The following is a 20,238-nucleotide window of genomic DNA, read 5'->3' as shown; positions in this document are numbered from 1 at the left end:
AACCCCATGATATCCTTGATCAAAATTTGGCAATTTCCCCTAATATCTGGCAAAACATGCTTTCTTTTTGCATGTTTGTTTTTCTATATCAGCTCCACATTTTGTTTTTCCCAGGACTCCCTGAGAGAAAATGAGGATCCGTTTCAGCCCAAACTATTGTCAGAGGATGGCAGCTGGTGCTGGTTTCAGGACAAACGTGCTTTATTGGTGGAGGACAAGGTTTTTTTTACGGGAGTTACTGCCGAGGGCTATAACACGGTCAGCGAGTGGGATTTGTCCAATAATGAAACATTTACAAAAACATTGACCCGGGGCACCCTGCCGCCAGATGACCACAATGTGGGAGCCCTCATGCTCAGGCCTGATGGGAAATTACTTACGGTCTACGCCGGTCACAGCATAGACAGCCTGGTGAGGTACAGAAGCACCAAGTCGGGTCTGGATATAAGGAAGTGGCAGGATGAATCCGTTTTTGAAACCAATGGAAGGGTTTGCTATGCCAATCTCTTTTACCTGGAAGCCACTGGAGAAACCTTTAACTTTTTCAGGGGCAATGAGAACAATCCGCATTACCTGCTTTCCAGAGATGAAGGGGAAAGCTGGGAATTTGGAGGAAGGCTATTTCAGTTTGAGGGCAGATCCTATCTCAAATATGCTTCCGATGGACAGCGGCGGATACACTTCATTACCACGGATGGTCATCCGCGCCATTTCAATAACAACATTTACCATGGTTACCTGGAGAATGGAAATGCCTATCGATCAGATGGAAGTCTGGTGGGCCCGTTAAGTACCGCCGATACCAGTGATTTGAAGCCTTCGGATTTCACCCTAATCTATGACGGAGACCTGAATACAAGGACAGATGTGGCCTGGACCAGTGACCTTCAGCTAGATGAATCGGGTTTCCCTTATTTGGTTTTTTCTGTTACCAAAGACCCCATAACAAGGGGCGAAACCATTCATACTTCCCTGGGAGGTTTTGACCACCGCTATCACTATGCCCGTTGGGATGGCAGCGAATGGATAGAAGAGGAAATCGCATTTGCAGGAAGCCGGTTGTATCCCGGGGAAAATGAATATACCGGACTGATCAGCCTCCACCCCGGAAATAAAAATGTACTCTATTTTTCGGCAGATGCCCATCCGGTAACAGGATCACCCATGCTGGTGGATGGCGAAAGAAGGTATGAAATCTTCAGGGCAGAAAGATTGGACGAGCATCAAAGCTGGCACTTTAGTCCGGTAACCTACCAATCCAAAGCAGACAATATACGGCCGATTGTCCTGGCAGACCAAAACAGAGAAATCGTCCTTTGGCTTTCTGGTCGCTACAGCAGCTACCGGGATTACCAATTGAAAGTCTATGGAAAGGTTCTGCCTCAAGCAAAGAATACGTTGGAAGCGGGAAAGAAGAAAATCACCTTTTTGACCAGCAGAGATCCCGACAATTATGCGGCAGATATGACCATTCCCTATTATGCGATGAAACTGGGCAAAGCAAAGGGATACCAAACTCAGGTCATTACCGGTGAAGGGGAAAGAAACGCCTTCCATTTACCGGGGCTCGAAAATATCGGCAACAGTGATTTATTGGTCTTTTTTTTAAGAAGAGTTGCTCTTTCAAGTGCCCAAATGGCATTGATAAAAAAACACATTGATGCAGGCAAACCAGTCCTGGGCATCAGAACCGCCAATCATGCTTTTTCTCTAAGAGAAGATAACATTCCTGCCGGATTTGAGGATTGGCGGGAATTTGTCCCGGAGGTATTGGGGCATGAAAACCAGGGTTATGGCCCGGCAACCGCAATAACGGAGGTTTTGCCAGCGAAGAAATTAGGAAAAGGGCTTTTAAAGGGTATCCCCGAGGAGCCCTGGACAAGCCAGGGCAATCTGTACCTGATGGGAGAAAGTGTAGACTCCGGGGCTAGGATCCTGCTTACGGGAAGCTCTGCCGGGCTAAAAGCACCCGTTGCCTACACCAGGAAATCGGGAAAAGGTAAAGTGTTTTACACCTCCCTGGGCTACCCAACCGACTTCACGCATCCCGCTTTCCTCCAATTACTTGAAAATGCCATAGATTGGGCATTAAAATGAACCAATAAAAAAGATAACCCCCTAAATTAATTTAATGATGAAATACCCAAAACATTTAGTCTTTCTCCTTGTAGCTGTTTGTTTTTCACTGCCTGTTTCACCTTCATTGGCCCAATCCAATGGATACGAGATGCTATTTGATGGGAGTTCCGTTGAAAAATGGCGTAGTAAACAATCCAGCTCATTTCCCGAAAAAGGATGGAAGGTGGCAGATGGCCAGCTATTTTTGGATAGCAAGGGCGGTGGAGATATCATAACCCGGGAAAAATTCTCTGATTTTGAATTGGTATTTGAATTTAACCTTACAGCAGGAGCCAACAGTGGCATTAAATATTTTGTAGACACCATCTACAACGAAAAAACCGGTAAAATGATGGTCAACGGTCCGGAATACCAAATCATAGACGACTTTAATTATCCTGGAATAAAAGAAGACCCAAACGGTCTGAGTTCCACTGCTGCTGCCTACCTTTTTTATCCTCCCAAAAACAAAACTCTCCGGCCTCATGGTGAGTGGAATACCGGAAAAATTGTGGCCAGGGGAAATAAAGTCACCCACTGGTTGAATGGAAAAAAGGTAGTGACGTATCAAAGGGGCAGCAGGGATTTCCTGAATAAAAAGCAGGAAAACAAATTTAAAGATGATGCCCGGTATGGGGAACTGGAAGAGGGCCATATACTCCTAACCGACCATGGAGATAAAGTTTATTTCAGAAACATCAAAATCAAAAAGCCCTAACCAGTATTGGCAATGCTTTTTGTGGTCACACCTGCCTGCCGGTAAGCTGGGGGACTCAAAAATCCACAAAACCTGATGATTTTGTGGATTTTTGGTTTTTATTGATAATCCTCCAACATGAGATCAAGGCGATTCTCCATCTGTGCTGCGATATCAGATTCCTGAGTCAAATCCCAATAGCTCTGCTCTTGCAAAACCAACACCTGTGTGGCCACAATCCAACTTTGAGTCCAACCGGTGAGCGTACCCCAGGCACCCCATCCCACATCTGCATTGGAAGCCCAGAATTCCCATTTGTCAAAGTCAAACGCCCGAAACCAGGCCCCATCCAGGTCATAAAAGCGGTCACTTTTTACCTGAATCCGTGTAAGGAAATCCGAAAGTTTATTCAATGCCTCATGATATTGTGGATTACCGGTAGCATGGGCAGCTTCATTGAGGCTGAAAAAAGCAAAATTGCTCGTATACAGCATGTCTGCAATCGGGTCTCCGTTTTCAAAAATCAAAGGGGCCTCATGAAGGCCATATTCCTCATTTGAACGGGTCCTGCCATACCTGCCTTTATCCGTTCCCCCCAATTCTTCCCTGATTGCCCCATTGGCTTCCTGATTTTCCAAAAGTTTGCTTACCACAGTGTCCAGCCACTCCCGGTGTTCGGGTGTATCTTCCACCCTCACCAGCCAGGCCAGGGGTAAAATCATCCGTGCCCGTTCCTGTTGAATCCCGTTTGTCCACAACCATTCATCCGGGTAGCCCTCCATGGTAATCCTGATCGCGGTTTTGGTCTTTTCCAATAGGGGCTCATAGCCGGTTTTGTCATAAAGCCAAAGGTATACCGCCCACATCCATGATTCGAAGTGTGGGGCAGGATTGACGATATCCCTGTTCCAGTAATGCTTCCAGCCTTCCCGTTGAAGATCGCGGTTTTCAATACGGTTAATCCTGAATCCATTCTTACCGGTGGTTCTGAAATTCCCCAATATGGCTTCGAGTATTTCCTGATTCCAATCTTGCTTTTCCAGATGTGCCATGGCTCCCAGAATGCCCAAAATTGCCCGGGCATTGTCGTCTCCATAATATACATGAGGATGGGTATGGGACCAACCTATCAGCCCAAAAGCAGCTGAATCCGGATGACTCCTGGGCCCTCCCCGTAAATTTTCCCGAAACAGAAAGTTGATCAGGTTCACTGCCCGCTTATCATATTCCTGTTCATCCAAAAGCTTACCTGCAGCGGCCAGGGCATAGGCCCCTTCCCCCTGAACATCTGCCCTGATCCAGTAGCGGTATTGCTGGCTACCATCATGGTATATATTGGAAGAATGACCTTCCAGTAATCCTTCCCTGCCATCACCTGTTGGTAAATAGCCAGGTACAGGTGGACCCACCGGATTGGTGCCATCTCCCTGATATTCCAACCACCTGTCCTTCCAATCCTCATGAATGAAAAAATTCCCCTTAAAAAACCAGTCCACTCCTCTTTTAACACTATTTACTTTATCCTTATCGGCTAGTGGCTCATTCTCATCAAAACTCGGTTCCAGATACCTTGGCCATGTATCAAAAGAAAATGACGTTTTGCCGCTAAGCTGGCTTATCAGGTGGCCCCACACAGATTTCCAATGGTCCTGGGGACCAAACCGCCCTTTTGCAAAATCAGAAAGCTTGGTCAAGGCAATGAAACCAGATCCTTTTGCATACAATATAGGATAAACCGGCACCCCCTCCAGCCCATAAGCAGCTTGATCCAAACCGGCCACTTTTGCCAGTACCAATAAAGGATCATCTACGGCTGCAGGGATCAGGTGACAATCGTTTATGCCCAAAATCCGCATGGGCGGAAGTTGGTCACCAAAATCATCCGCTACCACCACTCCCCTTTCCAGCCTGGTTTGTAGTATTTCCCCCGTACTTTCCAGCCCATCAAAATCGGAGGGGTATTCCAGGTAATAACGTATTTCCTTTTCCTCCAATAAAGCGATCAACCCTTCCGGAATATCCACCCTTTCCTGAGGGTAATTTTCAGCAAGTAGCAGTAAGATGGCCCCTCTTCCCATGCGGTCTGCCGCATCCAGGGGATCCTCATGGAATTTCAGTTGAAAACCTTCACCCTCAAGCCATTGTACCAAATCATTATTGGCTGAACCGACAACATGTATTACCTCCGAATTTCCTGTGCTACAAGAAAGCAAAGCATAGAAAACCAACAAAATAAAACAGGACCTTAACATAGAAAATGGAAAACTGGTTAAAAACAAAAGGCAATATACATTTATCCTCACATTTCTGAAATTTATGGATTGGTAGAAATTAATGGTAAAAAACCCCGAATAATTTTAAATTATAAAATATTGGCTGACAAATAATTAGGATACACTACGAAATAATAATTTTTACTTGGTTAATTAAGTTTGAAATTCTTAAATTTAAAAAAACATGGTTTAGATTATTAAAAATGCATTTCAAATATCTTTTCCTTATCGCCTGTTTTCTGGCCAATTTGAATTTATCTTTGGCTGAGACTGCCTTTGTAAAGGATTCTACCTTAATGGACAAAGAGGCGTCTGCACCCAGATGGAGCATCATCAACAAAGGAGCGGGAAACAACAATTCCCTGGACCTTTTGGCAAGATTGGATGAGGATGTCATCAGCGAAAATCCGGATATGGTTTTCATCATGGTAGGCATTCATGACATGATCAACCTGCATAAGTTTTTGGATTACGGAACTTATCGCAAAGCTTACCAAAAGATCATTACCAGGCTACAGCATGCAGGAATAGAAACCGTGTTACTAAACCTTATCCCGGTGGATACCAATGCCATTTCCAACAGGTACCAGTTGGATTTTTTTGATTCTCCTCCCCTGGTAAAAATAAAAAAAGCCAATGAGATCATTGCCGATCTGGCCAGAACAAACGGTCTTAAAACAATCGATCTTTATCAGGAATTCATCAAAAGAGAATCCCCGAATCCCGGAAAAGCATCCCTGATCATGAATGTGGCGAATTCAGGTAAACCGGATGGGGTGCATCCCACCAGTGAGGGCAACCGGATCATTGCCGAAAAGATTTTTAATTTCCTGGTAGCGACCCAAAAAATCAACCAAAAGAAGAAAATGGTTTTTTTTGGTGACAGTATTATTTTCGGTCAGGGAGTGGAAGGCAGTGGCACCAGTGAGGGGCAAACTTTTCCTGCCTACCTGAAAAAAATGATCCAGTGGGATGAACTGGCACCTTATTTTTCAGTGCCTTATGAATATGAGGATGTAGAAGGGGATTTCAGTGATCCTTTCGTTTTTGAGGACGGCACAGTGGTAAATGACCTCGCAGACTGGAAGGAAAGGAGAAAGGAGATCCTTAAAAAATGGCACGACCACATGGGTCAATGGCCCGAGATGATCAACACACCTTCTTTTGAAGTATTGCATACGGTGGAAGAAGAAAGTTTTGTACAAAAAAAGATCAAATTTGAATGGGTTCCGGGGCAAATGACGGAAGGTTATTTATCAATACCCTATGGTGCTAAAAACAACCCTGCTGTGGTAACGGTATATTATGAACCGGAAACAGCCATAGGACAGGGGAAGCCCGACAGGGATTTTGCTTTGCAACTGGCCAAAAGGGGTTTTGTCACCCTTTCCCTGGGCACCACAGAAACTACTGAAAATGAAACCTATTCCATTTACTACCCCCATATAGACAGTGCCACTGTACAACCCTTATCCATGCTTGCCTATGCAGCAGGAAATGCCTGGCATTTGTTGGCCAGTCTACCGGAGGTAAATCCGGACAAAATAGGCATCACTGGTCATTCCTATGGAGGAAAATGGGCGATGTTCGCTTCCTGTTTGTTTGAAAAATATGCTGCTGCAGCCTGGTCTGATCCAGGTATTGTTTTTGATCAGAATAAACCAAACATCAATTATTGGGAACCATGGTACCTGGGATACCACCCAAAACCCTGGAGAAAAAGAGGATTACCGACCGAAGACAACCCGGCAAAGGGCCTGTATCCGGAATTGCTGGAGAATAAAATGGATTTGCATGAACTTCATGTACTCATGGCCCCAAGACCATTTTTGGTTTCCGGGGGTGCCGAAGATCCCGTAGATCGTTGGGTTCCCCTGAATTACAGCCTTAGAGCCAATGAACTCTTCGGTGTAAAAAACCGGGTAGGTATGAGCAATCGGAAAGAACATTCCCCCAACAAGGAGTCCAATGAAATCATCTACTCTTTTTTCGAATATTACCTTGCCCCTTGATTTTGATTTAAAAATTGAGAAAGATTTTTGAGAACAAATTCATCATCATTTAATTCGGGGTAATCTGAACAGACCCTTTCTATCTCCTCCATTTGACCAGGGGAAAGTGTTTCCTGTGGATTCAAACACCACCTTCCCTGCAAGAGACCTTGCCGTCGCAACACCTCGTGAATACCTGGTATACAACCTTTGAACTGGTTGCTTGGATCAAATATTGCCGCATTGGTATCTGTTATTTGCACACCTAAAGCCAGGAGATCAGCTAATCCCTCCCCATCTCTTTCCAGACAATGCTTTATCCTGGCCAACAATTCTACTGCCCGACTGGTCCAAACGGCCCAATGGCCCAGTAATCCACCAACGATCCTTTTGGTCACCAACTGCCCGTCCACCATAAAGGAAAATGAACTGAGCAAATCGGCCACTATGTTGTCATCATTTCCCGTATACAGGGCAATTTCATGCCGTCTTTCTGAGGCACATACAGCCCTTACCACATCCAGGGTTTGGTACCTGTTAAACGGCGCCATTTTTATCGCTTGCACGTTTGGGATAGCTGCAAAATCCTTCCAGAATTCATGGCTGAGCAGCCTCCCTCCTGCTGAGGGCTGTAGATAAAAGCCAAAAAGGGGAATCAGTTCAGCGACTTTCTCTGCCCTTTTTATCAATTTACTTTCTGACCAGTCGCCCAGCCCCCCTGCACTCAATAAGCCTAAATCATAACCCAGACTTTTGGCCAGGTAGGCCTCTTCCAGGGCTTGATCTGTATCCCCAACAATTCCCGAAACCATCAAAAAAGGCTTTTCCAGTTTTGCTGCTTGCACTTCTTCCATGGCCATTTTCAGTACAGGCGCCAGCAGCCCATGTTTTTTATCCCTGATTTCAAACTGGGTACTATGCACGGCTACAGCCATACCTCCAGCTCCGGAGGCCAGGTAATACCTGCTAAGCGCCCGTTGATGGGTTTCGTCTAATTTCCTGCCGGAGTCCAGGGCCAATGGATGGGCCGGAATGACCAGGCCTTCCTGCAAATACTTGTTTTTTTGGGGGTCTATTTGATTCATGATTTAGAATTTTCCTTCTCGTTCCTGAAAATGGGTAGGTTTGTTTAGTATTTCTCCCTTCTGAAGTATCCATTCAGCGGTCATTTCTATCATTTCAAGCAAGGATGTGCTGGGATACCCAAACATGCGGTGACAGCGGGAAGCATTGTTGAGTAATACATAAGGGTCCGGTTCATTTTTAAATACCGGAGCCTTCCCGAAAATCCTTCCAAAAATACCCGCCACCTGTTGAATACTGATGGTTTCAGGGCCTGTGACGTTAAGCAGTTTTGGGGGGCTGCTTGTGTGTAAGAGCGCTCGGATGGCGATTTCGTTGGCATCCCCTTGCCATATGACGTTCATATGTCCGCTTCTCAGGTCAATGGCTTGTCCCTCGGAAACCATTTTCCCTATTTCAAGTAAGTTTCCATAACGCATGTCAATGGCATAATTCAACCGGTAAATGAGCATGGGAATACCATAGCGATGACTGTAATATTCAAATATCCTTTCCCTGCCCAGGCATGATTGGGCATATTCACCCAGAGGTTCTGGGGCTGTATCTTCCGTGGCACCGCCGGAGGCATAGTGTACAAAAGGATAAATATTTCCACTGGAAAAAATGACCATCCTCGAATTTTTATATTTTTCTGAAACCCGGCCGGGAAGGTAGGCATTCATGGCCCAGGTAGTATGTGCATCTCCGGAGGTTCCAAATTTTTTCCCTGCCATATAAATTACATTTTCAGCATGGGGAAGGGCCTGTAACGCTTCATCATCCAATAAATCGGCACTGATACACTGAAGGCCGTGGTCCTGAAGATCGGCCTTTGTGCCAGCGTCTGAAAATCGTGAGACACCGATTACCTTTTTTTTCAGGTTGGCAGAATTAACAGCTCTTAGGATCAGTTTTGCAAGGCTGGGTCCCATCTTTCCTCCTACTCCCAAAATAATAATGTCCCCCTCAATCCTTCTTAAGTCATTAATGAGCGCTTTAGAGGGGCTACTGAGTTTTTCTTCAAGTTCTGCTATGGATTTCATTTGATTATCATAGTTTTTTAGCGGTCATATGTCCGCCCGGATAACGCCAGTCGAACGGGGAATCTTTGACGATTGATATAATCGATTGCCCTGTGTATTTAATGATGGTTTTACTCGTGTCGATTTCACCTGTTTATAAATTATTTTTAGCGGTCAGACGCCCGCCTGTAGTCGGACAGGGAATCTCATATGCTTTATAATCATCCCACTGTTTGACGTTCTCGTCATGCCTGCCTGTCCGGTAGGCAGGCTCGATTTCATTGGATTATATTTTGATTTTCAAAGCTCATAAAATACCCTCATATAAGTCGGGTTGGCCTGACCCTATTTTTTTCGGTGGAAATGCGCATGGCCAATAATCATCCCTGTGTGCGAGGATTTCAACATGGTTGATTTAATGAATTAAACATAAGGTTTACCATAGTTTTGAATTTCAAATATGATTCGGGTACTATTCATTTCAAAAATAAATTTATACCGTTGCTAACCGCCAGGGTAAGCAAAACGAGCAAGCCAAGTACCCCAAGAATATTTGATAGTTTTTTATTCTTCAATTCGCCCATGATATTAGCATCATTTCCGATCAGAAACAAACCAAATCCTATGAATGGAACGGCAAAAATAGTGATCCCCTGGGCAAAAACAATCAGCTCCAGCGGAAGGCGTCCAAAAATGAGTGCCACTGCAGCTCCGATAACAATCACCAGAGAAATCAGTAATTTAACAGGAAGGCCGTTCAGGTCTCTTCCAAGGGATAAGGCATCCGCCAGGAGTGTACCCCCTATACTGGCATTTCCAAGTAAGGAGGAGAAAGAAGCCCCAAACAAACCCAGCATAAATACCAGAAAGGAAAACTGACCATAAACCGGTGCCAAAGCAAGTCCCATATCACCGGCTGAACTTACTCCCACACCTTTAGGATACAAAATTGTGGCCGCACTCAGCATGATCATAGATGAGATGATACCCAAAACCATTATTCCTGTAAAACTTTCGGTAAGGGCTTCTTGCTTTTGAGATTTATTCCAGCCTTTTTCCTGGACCAAGTAGGACTGGTAAAATGCTCCAGCAATGGAAAAACTGGATGCTACCAGGGCAATGACCAAAACAAAAGAATCTTTGGGTATGGCAGGAATCAATCCATTTACTACCTCTCCAAAATCAGGAGGAGCCAGGACAAGCGTAAGAAGGAAAGAGATCAGCATGATGGCCACCATCAGAATCATCACTTTTTCCAATACTTTATAAAAACTCTTGAAAAACAGCAATGAAATCGCCAATAATGAAATAAATACAATCCATTGGGCATTTGCCCCACCCAGGGATTCGGAAAGAGCCAGACCCGCGCCAACGGTATTTCCTGCCTGAAAAGAGGCTGTTACAAAGAAAAGACCAAATCCGGCAATCCATGCTGCTGCATTTCCCCACTTTTCTCTGAATAGATTGATCAGGGAAGTATTTGCAGCCAGGCCAATCCTTGCCCCCATCCCGGTAAAGGTTAACATTAAAACAACGGCTACAAGGATCACCCAAAGTAACTGATAGCCATAAACTGCCCCTAGTTTGGAAGTAATGGTAAGACTTCCCGGCCCAAACACCAAAGCGGCAGTAATCAATCCCGGCCCCAGGGATTTTATCCAGCGAATAATCACAGATTAATAGATTTATACATCAGGGAATTGCTTTTTTACTGAGACTGATGGCAATTAAAAATGTCTTCTGTTGAAAATTTCAGTTAATATCACCGCATCTCTGGCAGAGTCGGTATTTTTTAAAATCCTGGCATATTTGCTCCTTCCTGAATATTCTTCAGCTACATCCACTACCTCACCCAGGATCTTTTTGTCATCCTCCAGATCCACCTGATCATCCAATTTTACCAAGGGTTGCTTGATATCCCGGTACGGATCTTTATAAGAACCCTCAATTTCGGGAATTTTAGCATGTTCCGGCTTAGCCGGCTTTCTGGAAAATTCAGGTGTCGGTTCCGTAACCTCTTTTTCACCATCGTATTCCAGATCCCTTTCTCTCTCTGACTGGTCATTCCGAATTTCCCTGAGCAACTCTTCAAATGAAGGACCTTTCTTAGGGGCCTTTTCGGTTGTCTCCGGATCATTCTCCATTTCAGGGGTTTTCTTCTTGGCAAAAGAAGTGTAAATAAAATAAATGATGATGGCAATGATATAGAATATCGTTCCTGAATCCATAGTATTGTTGCTTTGAAAAATCAAGGTACAAAATTAATCGTTTCGATCGAACATTTCTGCAGGCAGCATCCTTAAAAAAAACAGACCAGAAATGGACCCGTCAGCAACTTGTTAAAAAAGTAAAGGCGAATCTAGTATTATGATCTGGGCTATTATTAATTAGATTATTAAATGATTTAAATCAGTTTTTAATAGGAAAGTCATTATATCTCTTAATATTTCAATCATTTTTTATTATATTCATAATACAAAATGATTGCTACCAAAAGAACCCTACCCATGATGAAAACTAAAAAAATATTCCCCCACGAAATTGAAAAGCAAAGCGATTTTCCGAATCTACTTGTGAAAACCCATTTTGGAAACGTCTTCTTCCAATCGATGATAAAGGACAAAAAGACAATTGTATACATCAACCCATCAGAGATAATCCCAAGGAATAATTTGGAAAAGAAATCGTTTCTGGAGAGGTTAAAATTGCTAAAAGACCTGAATTTTCACTTGATCGGATTTAACTGTAAATCATTTGATGAACACCTTAATTCTGTGAACTGGGTTAATTCCTATGTGAGTGAGGATTTGATCTTCCCTATATTTTACCAAACGGAGAATGAAGAAACCGAATTAATTGAATCGCCTGTTTTGAAAAAACCGGAAAGTAAAAATCCCGTCTACTTTCTGAATCAAAAAGGAAGAATAATAAAAGTATTGAACGAATCCCTACCGGAAAACCGCAGCTTAGAAAAAATCGCAAAGCTGGCTTCAGAAATGGTATTGGGAGAACAAAATTTTAGAAAAGAAACAGCGCTAAGGGACAATTGATCCCTTAGCACGCTATATGACCTAGCTCAGTTTTCAATAGATTCCTTCATCAGCTGTGGATGGAGACTGTTGTCTTTTATTTTGCCAATTTTACTCTTATTATCCTCTTTTTCAGTTTTATTCATTTCTTTGTTTTCACTGTATTTCTTAATACAAGCTTCCACTTCAGCCCCGGTTTCAATTTTTATTTTATTGGAAAGTACCGAACCATGAACTACACCAGTTTCACCAATGATGGTGATGTCTGTAGCCACAACCTCACCTACAACCTCCCCTAAAATTGAAATGTGACTGGCTTTAACATTGCCAATGATCTGTCCGGTCTTGCCTATGATCACCTTTTTGGTAGTAGTCAGGTTGCCCTGGATGATTCCTTCAACCCTAATATCATTACTGGAATCGATGTCTCCTATCATCCTGAACCCAGGAGCAAAAAAGGAGGTTGAACTTGGCCCATCCATAGCAGGGTTGGATTTTTTTTCTGAGGTCCACATGATCTTTTCTTTTTTAGTTAAAAACGCTTTAAGTGATTAATTTACCTAGTTCAAATAATACAATAATCTCTAATTATATTTTAAATATAGAACTTAAAAAAATGATGTGCAAGAAATAATTTTACAAAGCATTTTCTAGTAATTTAAATTATTTTTACCGTATATATTATTGGTTTTTAATTTTTCATTGTTATTTATACTCATTTAATAGGCCATTTATCAAATTTATTCTTAAAAGGCAATAAAATATTATATACTTATTTTAATATTTATTTTCACTAATCAAAACCTACCGATATGAAGCTCAATAAACAGGTACCCAAATGCATAAATCTAGAACTATTATCCCGATTCCATTATTTTTTTTATTCAGACCACTTTAGTTTAAAGATTTTATGAGTGAGGTTTATCCAATGATAAAAACCATTTTAATTGAAACTTTTAGCAAACAGGCCAAAACACAATACCTGCCAAACAATTTAAAATTATAATTAATATTTTTTCGTTTATATATATTTGAATACAGGTTATTTTTTTGAATTCAAACCTTATTTTTTTAAATTCGGTTTTGTTTATCTTGTATTAAGTCATAAATTCGAAATACAGAAGATTAAATTTTAAAAGCTGGATTTCCGGGTTAAATTAAAGTTGCAGCATGAAACAGAAACTTGAAACCATAATTGTGGATGACGATATTTTGACGCTACATTATATAAAGAAAATTGTCAAAACATCACCAATTAACGGCCCGATACATACTTCAGAGAATGGAAAACTTGCGTTTCAGATTCTCGAAAACAGGAAAGATGATTTTGATACCATTTTGGTCTTTCTGGATATCAACATGCCTGTAATGGATGGATGGTCATTTTTGGAATTGCTGCAGGAAAAAACCTATAAAAACAAAATTCAGGTGGTCATGGTGACTTCTTCCACTGACCCTGCAGACAAAGCCAGATCCAACAAATATCCACAGGTAATCGGTTACCTTGAAAAACCCGTATATCCACAGGTATTTACCGAGATCTACAATCTGTTCGATAAAAACATTGTCATCACCAAAAATAAAGATTCCATCAATTGATGGAAGAACCATAGCAAACCCGATCAACCGGACAAGTCCGCTAATCCCCTGACTTGATTTTTTCTTCGATATCCATGCTCCTGCTTCCTTGCAAATTGCGGGGATTGGGTTAAATTTGTTTGGCATTAAATGAACCTGCATGCAGCTTTCCAAACTAGAGATTAGAGGCTTTAAAAGTTTCGGTGACAAGGTATTGATCCATTTTGATAAGGGTATCACCGGTATTGTTGGGCCAAATGGTTGTGGGAAATCAAATGTGGTAGATGCCATCCGCTGGGTATTGGGCGAGCAAAAAACCAGAATGCTCCGTTCCGACAAGATGGAAAATGTCATTTTTAACGGGACAAAAAACCGCAAACCACTGAATATGGCAGAGGTCTCCCTGACTTTTGAGAACACCAAAAACCTACTGCCCACAGAATACACCCATGTTACCATCACCAGAAGGTATTACCGCTCTGGAGAAAGTGAATACTTGCTCAATGGAGTAACCTGCCGGTTGAAAGACATCACCAACCTGTTTTTGGATACAGGCATCAATTCCAATAGCTATGCCATCATTGAATTAAAAATGATCGATGAACTGCTCAACGATAAAAACAATTCAAGAAGGGATTTATTTGAGGAGGCCGCAGGAATATCCAAGTTTAAAACCCGGAAAAAAGAGACTTTAAGAAAATTAGAGGATACCGATGCGGACCTGGACCGCGTTGAAGACCTCTTGTTTGAAATAGAAAAAAACCTCAAATCCCTTGAAAAGCAAGCCAGACAGGCAGTCCGCTATTTCGAACTAAAAAAAGAATACAAATCTCTGAGCATCGCCCTTGCAAAAAAGGGAGTAAAAGACCATAGGGACAGCCTTATCAGTCTCAACCAAAAATTAGAAGCAGAAAGTGACCAAAAAGTACAACTGAATTCAGCCATTGCAGCAAAGGAAGCGGCCCTGGAAGCACTAAAATCGGGCATGGTGAATAAGGAAAAGCTACTCTCCTCCCGGCAAAAAACGCTCAATGAACATGTGCTTAAAATCCGGCAGTTTGAAAGCGATAAAAAAATAAAAAACGAACGACTGCGCTTTCTTCAGGATAAATCAGAGCAGCTCAGAACACAAATAGACCAGGACAAAAAAAGCAATGAAAGAGCTGGGTTTAGTATTAAATCTTTGGAGCAGGAAAAACAGGTAGCCGAAAAACTGATTGCAGAAAAAGAACAACTGGTTCAGGAATTGAAAGCGGTCTATGAAGAAAAAAAATTGCAGCATGGCAGCTATCAGGAAAAACAAAAAGTCCTCCAAAGCAACTTTTCCCGAAAAAGGGATGAGATGTATCAGCTCAGTAAAAATCAGGAAATAAAACAAATCCAACTCAACAGCCTGAAACAGGAGTTGGAAAAAACCGCCACGGATGATAGTAGCCAGGTGGAAAACCTGGCTGGATTTACAGAGAGTTTGAAAGCCATCCAGGATCAATTGGACAAAGAAAACCGGGAATTACAACAAATAAAGGCCGAGGAAGAAAGTCATCAGCTGAAGTTGGAAGAAGCCACCCGTACCCTGGACCTTATACGTGATGAATCGACCCAGATCAACAGGAAGCTGGATGCCAAAAGTAATGAATTTCAACTCACCAAGTCCCTGGTGGATAACCTGGAAGGCTTTCCGGAGGCCATCAAATTTTTAAAGAAAAACAGCAACTGGGGCAAGAACAAACCCCTGCTTTCGGATATATTGACAACTGATGAGAAGTACCGCGTCACCATAGAAAATTTTCTGGAAAATTACATGAATTACTATGTGGTTGAAACAGAAAAGGAAGCCATAGAAGCAGTAAAATTGTTGAGTGATGCGGGAAAGGGAAAAGCACATTTTTTTATTTTGGACAGGTTTGAGAAATTCCGAGCTTCCCAGAACAAATTGTTTTCAGATGCAGTGGCTGCCACTGAGATTATCGAATATGATAGCAAATACGCACCACTGGTAGCCTATCTCTTAGACGATGTCTATATTTTCAATGGTGATATCCACCAGGTTCCCAAGTCGCAGGAAGCGATTTTTATTACAGAAAGCGGTAAATTCATAGACCGTCAATTCACCATTTCTGGTGGATCTGTTGGCCTGTTTGAAGGCAAAAGGATAGGAAGGGCCAAAAATCTGGAGAAACTGGACAAAGAAATCAAGTCCCTGCAAAAAAAGATCGGTGAGGTCCGAACCAATTTGGATAAAAAAGCATCAGAGGTTTCTAAATTAAAAGCACTTAATTTCAAGCAGCCCCTTGAGGAAAAACAAAAAATTGTCAATGAACTGAACCAGGAGCACATCTCTTTGAAAACCAAAAAAGAGCAATTGGCAGAAATGCTTTCCTCCAACGCCAACAAAAAAGAGGACATCCAGGAAAAACTTTATCAGCTTTCCGAAGAATTGGAGGCTTTGGTACCGCAGCTTGCCAATCAAAAGGAAGATTTTGCCGATCTTGAGGAAGAAATCAACGAAATAAACCTGGCCTTGCAGGAAGCTGCCGAAGATCTCTCCCTCCGCTCTTCTCAATACAATGAGGAGAATATTCAATATCACCAACACCTGAATAAATTACAAAGCATCGAGCAGGAAATAGGTTTCAAACAAAGCACTTATGAAAACAGTAAGGAACGCATAGAAACCGCTCAACTCGAGATGGGTCGCACAGATCAGGAAATTAAGTCGTTGATTGACAATAATGAAATCAAAGATGATGAACTCATCGAACTATATGGAGAAAAAGAAGATATAGAAGAAGGAGTCAATGAGGCGGAAAAAGACTACTACGCTGTTCGGGGGGAAATCGATGAAGTAGAGAAATCCATCAGAGAAATCCAGAAACGCAAAGAACAGGTAGAAAGCCTGGTGATGGAATTGCAACAGGCAGCCAATGAAATCAATCTCAAGCTCAACGGTTTAAAAGAGAGATTAAGTGTGGAGTTTGAAATTGACCTGGACCAACTGATGCGGGAAGATCCGGAACCGGAGGCACAATTTGAAGGGAAGGATGAAGCCTTTATCAAAGAAGAGGTCAGCAAAGTCAAGCAAAAGCTTGAAAGAATGGGACCGGTAAATCCCATGGCCATGGAAGCTTATGATGAAATTAAAGAAAGACATACCTTTATTACCGAACAAAGAGATGATTTGCAAAAAGCAAAAGCATCCTTGGTGACCACCATCAACGAAATCGACCAGGTCGCCCGGGAGACATTCCTGGATGCCTTTGATAAAATAAAAACCAATTTCGTCAAAGTATTCAGGTCTCTTTTTACAGAAGAGGATGATTGTGACCTCAAATTGGCAGATCCTGATTTACCATTGGAAAGCAGCATAGAAATCATTGCCAAACCCAAAGGAAAAAGGCCATTGTCCATCAACCAGCTTTCGGGAGGGGAAAAAACGCTAACCGCTACTTCTCTGCTATTTTCCATCTACCTTTTAAAACCAGCTCCTTTTTGTATTTTTGATGAGGTGGATGCTCCTCTTGATGATGCCAATATTGATAAATTCAATCAAATCATTCAGAAATTCTCCAATGAATCCCAATTCATCATCGTCACGCACAATAAACGAACGATGGCAAGTACTGACATCATCTATGGCATTACCATGATAGAAGCTGGAATTTCAAGAGTGGTGCCTGTGGATTTGCGGGAACTTGTAGAGAATGACGGAGAAGAGATATAAAAAAACCGGGCCACGATGGAAAGTGGCCCGGAAAATATCCATCATTGAAAAGAATCAATTGGGTAATTTATCGGCATATTTACCATATACCCAGGTGCCTGCAATGGCACTTAGCAAGGTTACCACCACCACAGAGAAACCTGATCCGATTTGTGCAAACAAAGGCCCCGGACAAGCTCCGGTCAGGGCCCAACCCAGGCCGAAAATAAATCCGCCTATGATCTGCCCTTTCCTGAATTCCTTATCGGCAATCCTGATGGGTTCGCCACCAAGAGTTTTGATGCCTAATCTTTTGATCAATTGAATCGAGATAAGTCCAACCAAAATGGCGGACCCTATTACCCCATACATGAAAAATGACTGTAGCCTGAACATCTCCTGAATACGAAACCAGGATATGACTTCTGCTTTGACAAATATTATCCCAAACAAAACTCCCACTACCAGGTACCTCATTAGTTTCCAACCGGACTCACCGGATTTACCCATATTGGGAGCTTCACATTCCACCGGATTGGCTGGTATATTTTCTTTTACTTTCATTTCTTTTTCTTTTGAATTGTTTAAATATCCCGTTCCTTCAATTTAAAACCCTACGAATGCCATGATATGAGGTAGAATCAGGTGGGTCATCACAAATCCGCCAAGCATAAAGAAGATTGTTGCCACAAGGGAAGGCCATTGAAGGTTACTGATACCCATGATGGCATGCCCAGAAGTACAGCCTCCGGCATAACGCGTCCCGAAACCTACCAGAAAACCACCGATCACAAAAAAGAACAGGCCTTTTAAGGTGAATAAGTTGCTCCAGCTAAAGATATCTGCAGGTAGCAAATTTCTGAAATCAGTGATTCCCAGTTGTATCAGGTCCTGCTGGGTACTTTCTGCCAGCACTATGGCATCCGGATTGGAAAGAAATACGGAGGCGATTATTCCACCCAGGAATATACCGGTTACAAAAAGGATATTCCATATTTCCTTTTTCCAGTCATACTGGAAAAAAGGAATTTTAGCTGGTATACAGGCTGCGCAGGCATGCCGCAAAGAAGAGCTGATGCCGAAGGATTTATTTCCTATGATCAATAACGCAGGCACGGTCAACCCTATCAAAGGGCCGGCTACATACCATGGCCATGGTTGTCTGATCCATTCTATTAATTGTTCCATTTTTTATTTTGTTTTATTTTTATTAATCTACTCCCAATGATAACAGGAAATCAGCTTAAATTTATCCATTTGATACTGTTCCTTCGGTTGAGGGCTATAAAAATGGCAGGAAACCAGGTCCTGCCATTAACCAACACATCAACCAAAATAGCTCACAATAAAGTCGTCGGACAAACGTAATCGCTCACCGCAAACTTGCCTGATGCTTTAATAGCGTCAAAACCACCTTGGATATCGACCAGATTATCGTAACCTCTGGCTCTTAATACAGAGTTGAAAATCATGGAACGATACCCGCCAGCGCAGTGCACATAGCAGGGCTTCTCTTTATCGATTTCCGCCATGTTTTCATTTATGTAATCCAGCGGTATGTTCTCCGCACCAATCAGGTGTTCGCTTTGATGCTCACTGGCCTTTCTCACATCTAAAATCTTTAGATCCTTAACTTTAGCAACCAGGGAAGCCAATTCGTCGACCGATACCATTGAAATGGTGTCTATATCTCTACCCGACTTCTTCCAGGCAGCTATCCCCCCTTTCAAATAACCCAGTGCATGGTCATATCCAACCCTTGCCAGGCGGGTAATGACTTCCTCTTCCCTACCCTTATCGGCTACTACCAGAATTTCTTGCTTCACATCCGGGATCAATGTTCCTACCCAAACGGCAAAGCTGCCATCAATACCAATATTAATGGCATTGGGGATAAAGCCTTTGGCAAATTGTTCAGGAGCCCGGGTATCCAACACCACAGCCCCTGTCTCATTGGCTGCAGCTTCAAATGCCCCAGGCGACAAGGCTTGTTGCCCCCGGTCCAATACCGTATCAATACTGTCGTATCCCTGAATGTTCATCAAAACATTTTGTGGGAAATAGGCAGGAGGAGGGGTGAGACCGGTAAGCACCTCTTTAATAAAAGCTTCCTTACTCATTTTCTGCAAAGCATAGTTCGTCTTCTTTTGGTTTCCAAGGGTATCACTGGTCTCCTTACTCATATTTTTGCCACAAGCACTTCCAGCTCCATGAGCTGGATATACTATCAGGTGATCAGGAAGGGGCATTATTTTTTCCCGTAAGGAATCATACAGATGGGCTGCAAGCTTTTCCTGTGTCAGGTCTTTGATTACCTTCTGGGCAAGGTCTGGTCTACCCACATCTCCAATAAACAAGGTGTCACCAGTGAATAAAGCCACTTCTTTTCCTGCCTCGTCTGACAATAAAAAGACTGCACTCTCCATGGTATGTCCAGGAGTATGAATTACTTTCACAGTAGCTCCCCCCAATTGGAATTCCTGACCATCCCTGGCAACAATGGCATCAAAACCCAAGGCCATTTCGGTAGGCCCAAATACGATCTTTGCACCGGTTTTAGCAGATAAATCCTGATGCCCGGAGACAAAATCAGCATGAAAATGGGTCTCGAAAATGTATTTGATGGTAGCACCATTCCTTTCAGCCTTATCCATATAAGGTTGTACCTCCCGAAGAGGATCCACTATTGCTGCTTCACCATTAGACTCAATATAGTAGGCTCCCTGAGCCAGACAACCGGTATAAATTTGTTCTATTTTCATAGGTAG

Annotated in this window: 15 protein-coding genes; 6 read left to right on the top strand and 9 right to left on the bottom strand. The window is 42.6% G+C overall.

All coding sequences use genetic code 11. From position 1 onward, the window contains the following. Positions 1–6: 6 nt before the first annotated feature. Positions 7–2,097, top strand: a complete 2,091-nt coding sequence (locus tag G9Q97_RS22290; protein ID WP_166151075.1) for a BNR-4 repeat-containing protein — start codon at positions 7–9, stop codon at positions 2,095–2,097. 34 nt (positions 2,098–2,131) lie between these two features. Continuing rightward, positions 2,132–2,836 (top strand): 3-keto-disaccharide hydrolase, encoded by a 705-nt coding sequence (locus G9Q97_RS22285; protein WP_166151073.1) that lies wholly within the window; start codon positions 2,132–2,134, stop codon positions 2,834–2,836. Between the two features lie 98 nt (positions 2,837–2,934). On the opposite strand, the gene G9Q97_RS22280 is transcribed toward G9Q97_RS22285, so the two are convergent. Beyond that, on the bottom strand, positions 2,935–5,067 hold the full coding sequence (locus G9Q97_RS22280; protein ID WP_166151071.1) for a hypothetical protein: 2,133 nt from the start codon (positions 5,065–5,067) through the stop codon (positions 2,935–2,937). 224 nt (positions 5,068–5,291) lie between these two features. On the opposite strand from G9Q97_RS22280, the gene G9Q97_RS22275 reads away from it, so the two are divergent. Next, positions 5,292–7,100, top strand: a complete 1,809-nt coding sequence (locus tag G9Q97_RS22275) for a GDSL-type esterase/lipase family protein (RefSeq protein WP_166151069.1) — start codon at positions 5,292–5,294, stop codon at positions 7,098–7,100. Here the strand turns inward: G9Q97_RS22275 and G9Q97_RS22270 are convergent. The 4 genes from G9Q97_RS22270 to G9Q97_RS22255 form a co-directional block, all read right to left on the bottom strand. Beyond that, positions 7,085–8,164, bottom strand: a complete 1,080-nt coding sequence (locus G9Q97_RS22270) for a dihydrodipicolinate synthase family protein (RefSeq protein ID WP_166151067.1) — start codon at positions 8,162–8,164, stop codon at positions 7,085–7,087. The genes G9Q97_RS22275 and G9Q97_RS22270 overlap by 16 nt on opposite strands. A gap of 3 nt (positions 8,165–8,167) precedes the next feature. Beyond that, positions 8,168–9,184, bottom strand: a complete 1,017-nt coding sequence (locus G9Q97_RS22265) for an NAD-dependent epimerase/dehydratase family protein (protein ID WP_166151065.1) — start codon at positions 9,182–9,184, stop codon at positions 8,168–8,170. Between the two features lie 455 nt (positions 9,185–9,639). Beyond that, positions 9,640–10,836 carry an Nramp family divalent metal transporter gene (locus G9Q97_RS22260; RefSeq protein ID WP_166151063.1) on the bottom strand — a complete coding sequence of 399 codons (1,197 nt, stop codon included), beginning with the start codon at positions 10,834–10,836 and terminating at the stop codon, positions 9,640–9,642. Between the two features lie 54 nt (positions 10,837–10,890). After that, a complete protein-coding gene (locus G9Q97_RS22255; RefSeq protein WP_166151061.1) occupies positions 10,891–11,391 on the bottom strand; it encodes a hypothetical protein in 501 nt (166 codons plus the stop codon). A 279-nt stretch (positions 11,392–11,670) separates the two neighbouring features. Between G9Q97_RS22255 and G9Q97_RS22250 the strand changes: the two genes are divergently transcribed. Continuing rightward, positions 11,671–12,213: a hypothetical protein gene (locus tag G9Q97_RS22250; protein ID WP_166151059.1), complete on the top strand. Its 543-nt coding sequence runs from the start codon at positions 11,671–11,673 to the stop codon at positions 12,211–12,213. 26 nt (positions 12,214–12,239) lie between these two features. On the opposite strand, the gene G9Q97_RS22245 is transcribed toward G9Q97_RS22250, so the two are convergent. After that, on the bottom strand, positions 12,240–12,707 hold the full coding sequence (locus G9Q97_RS22245; RefSeq protein ID WP_166151057.1) for a bactofilin family protein: 468 nt from the start codon (positions 12,705–12,707) through the stop codon (positions 12,240–12,242). A 655-nt stretch (positions 12,708–13,362) separates the two neighbouring features. On the opposite strand from G9Q97_RS22245, the gene G9Q97_RS22240 reads away from it, so the two are divergent. Together G9Q97_RS22240 and smc are read left to right on the top strand one after the other, a co-directional pair. Next, positions 13,363–13,791 carry a response regulator gene (locus tag G9Q97_RS22240; RefSeq protein ID WP_166151055.1) on the top strand — a complete coding sequence of 143 codons (429 nt, stop codon included), beginning with the start codon at positions 13,363–13,365 and terminating at the stop codon, positions 13,789–13,791. A 139-nt stretch (positions 13,792–13,930) separates the two neighbouring features. Next, positions 13,931–17,491, top strand: a complete 3,561-nt coding sequence (smc, locus tag G9Q97_RS22235; protein WP_166151053.1) for a chromosome segregation protein SMC — start codon at positions 13,931–13,933, stop codon at positions 17,489–17,491. 54 nt (positions 17,492–17,545) lie between these two features. Here the strand turns inward: smc and G9Q97_RS22230 are convergent, their stop codons facing one another. From G9Q97_RS22230 to G9Q97_RS22220, 3 genes are all read right to left on the bottom strand, one after another. Continuing rightward, complete coding sequence (locus G9Q97_RS22230; protein ID WP_166151051.1) at positions 17,546–18,034, bottom strand: DUF6691 family protein; 489 nt, start codon at positions 18,032–18,034, stop codon at positions 17,546–17,548. A gap of 42 nt (positions 18,035–18,076) precedes the next feature. Next, complete coding sequence (locus tag G9Q97_RS22225) at positions 18,077–18,658, bottom strand: YeeE/YedE family protein (RefSeq protein WP_166151049.1); 582 nt, start codon at positions 18,656–18,658, stop codon at positions 18,077–18,079. 152 nt (positions 18,659–18,810) lie between these two features. Then, positions 18,811–20,232, bottom strand: a complete 1,422-nt coding sequence (locus tag G9Q97_RS22220) for an MBL fold metallo-hydrolase (RefSeq protein WP_166151047.1) — start codon at positions 20,230–20,232, stop codon at positions 18,811–18,813. Positions 20,233–20,238 lie beyond the last annotated feature (6 nt).

The organism is Cyclobacterium plantarum (assembly GCF_011290685.1).
GTDB classification, from domain to species: Bacteria; Bacteroidota; Bacteroidia; order Cytophagales; family Cyclobacteriaceae; genus Cyclobacterium; species Cyclobacterium plantarum.
The sequence above is the reverse complement of the archived record's forward strand: the minus strand, read 5'-3'. Positions and strand labels throughout refer to the sequence as shown.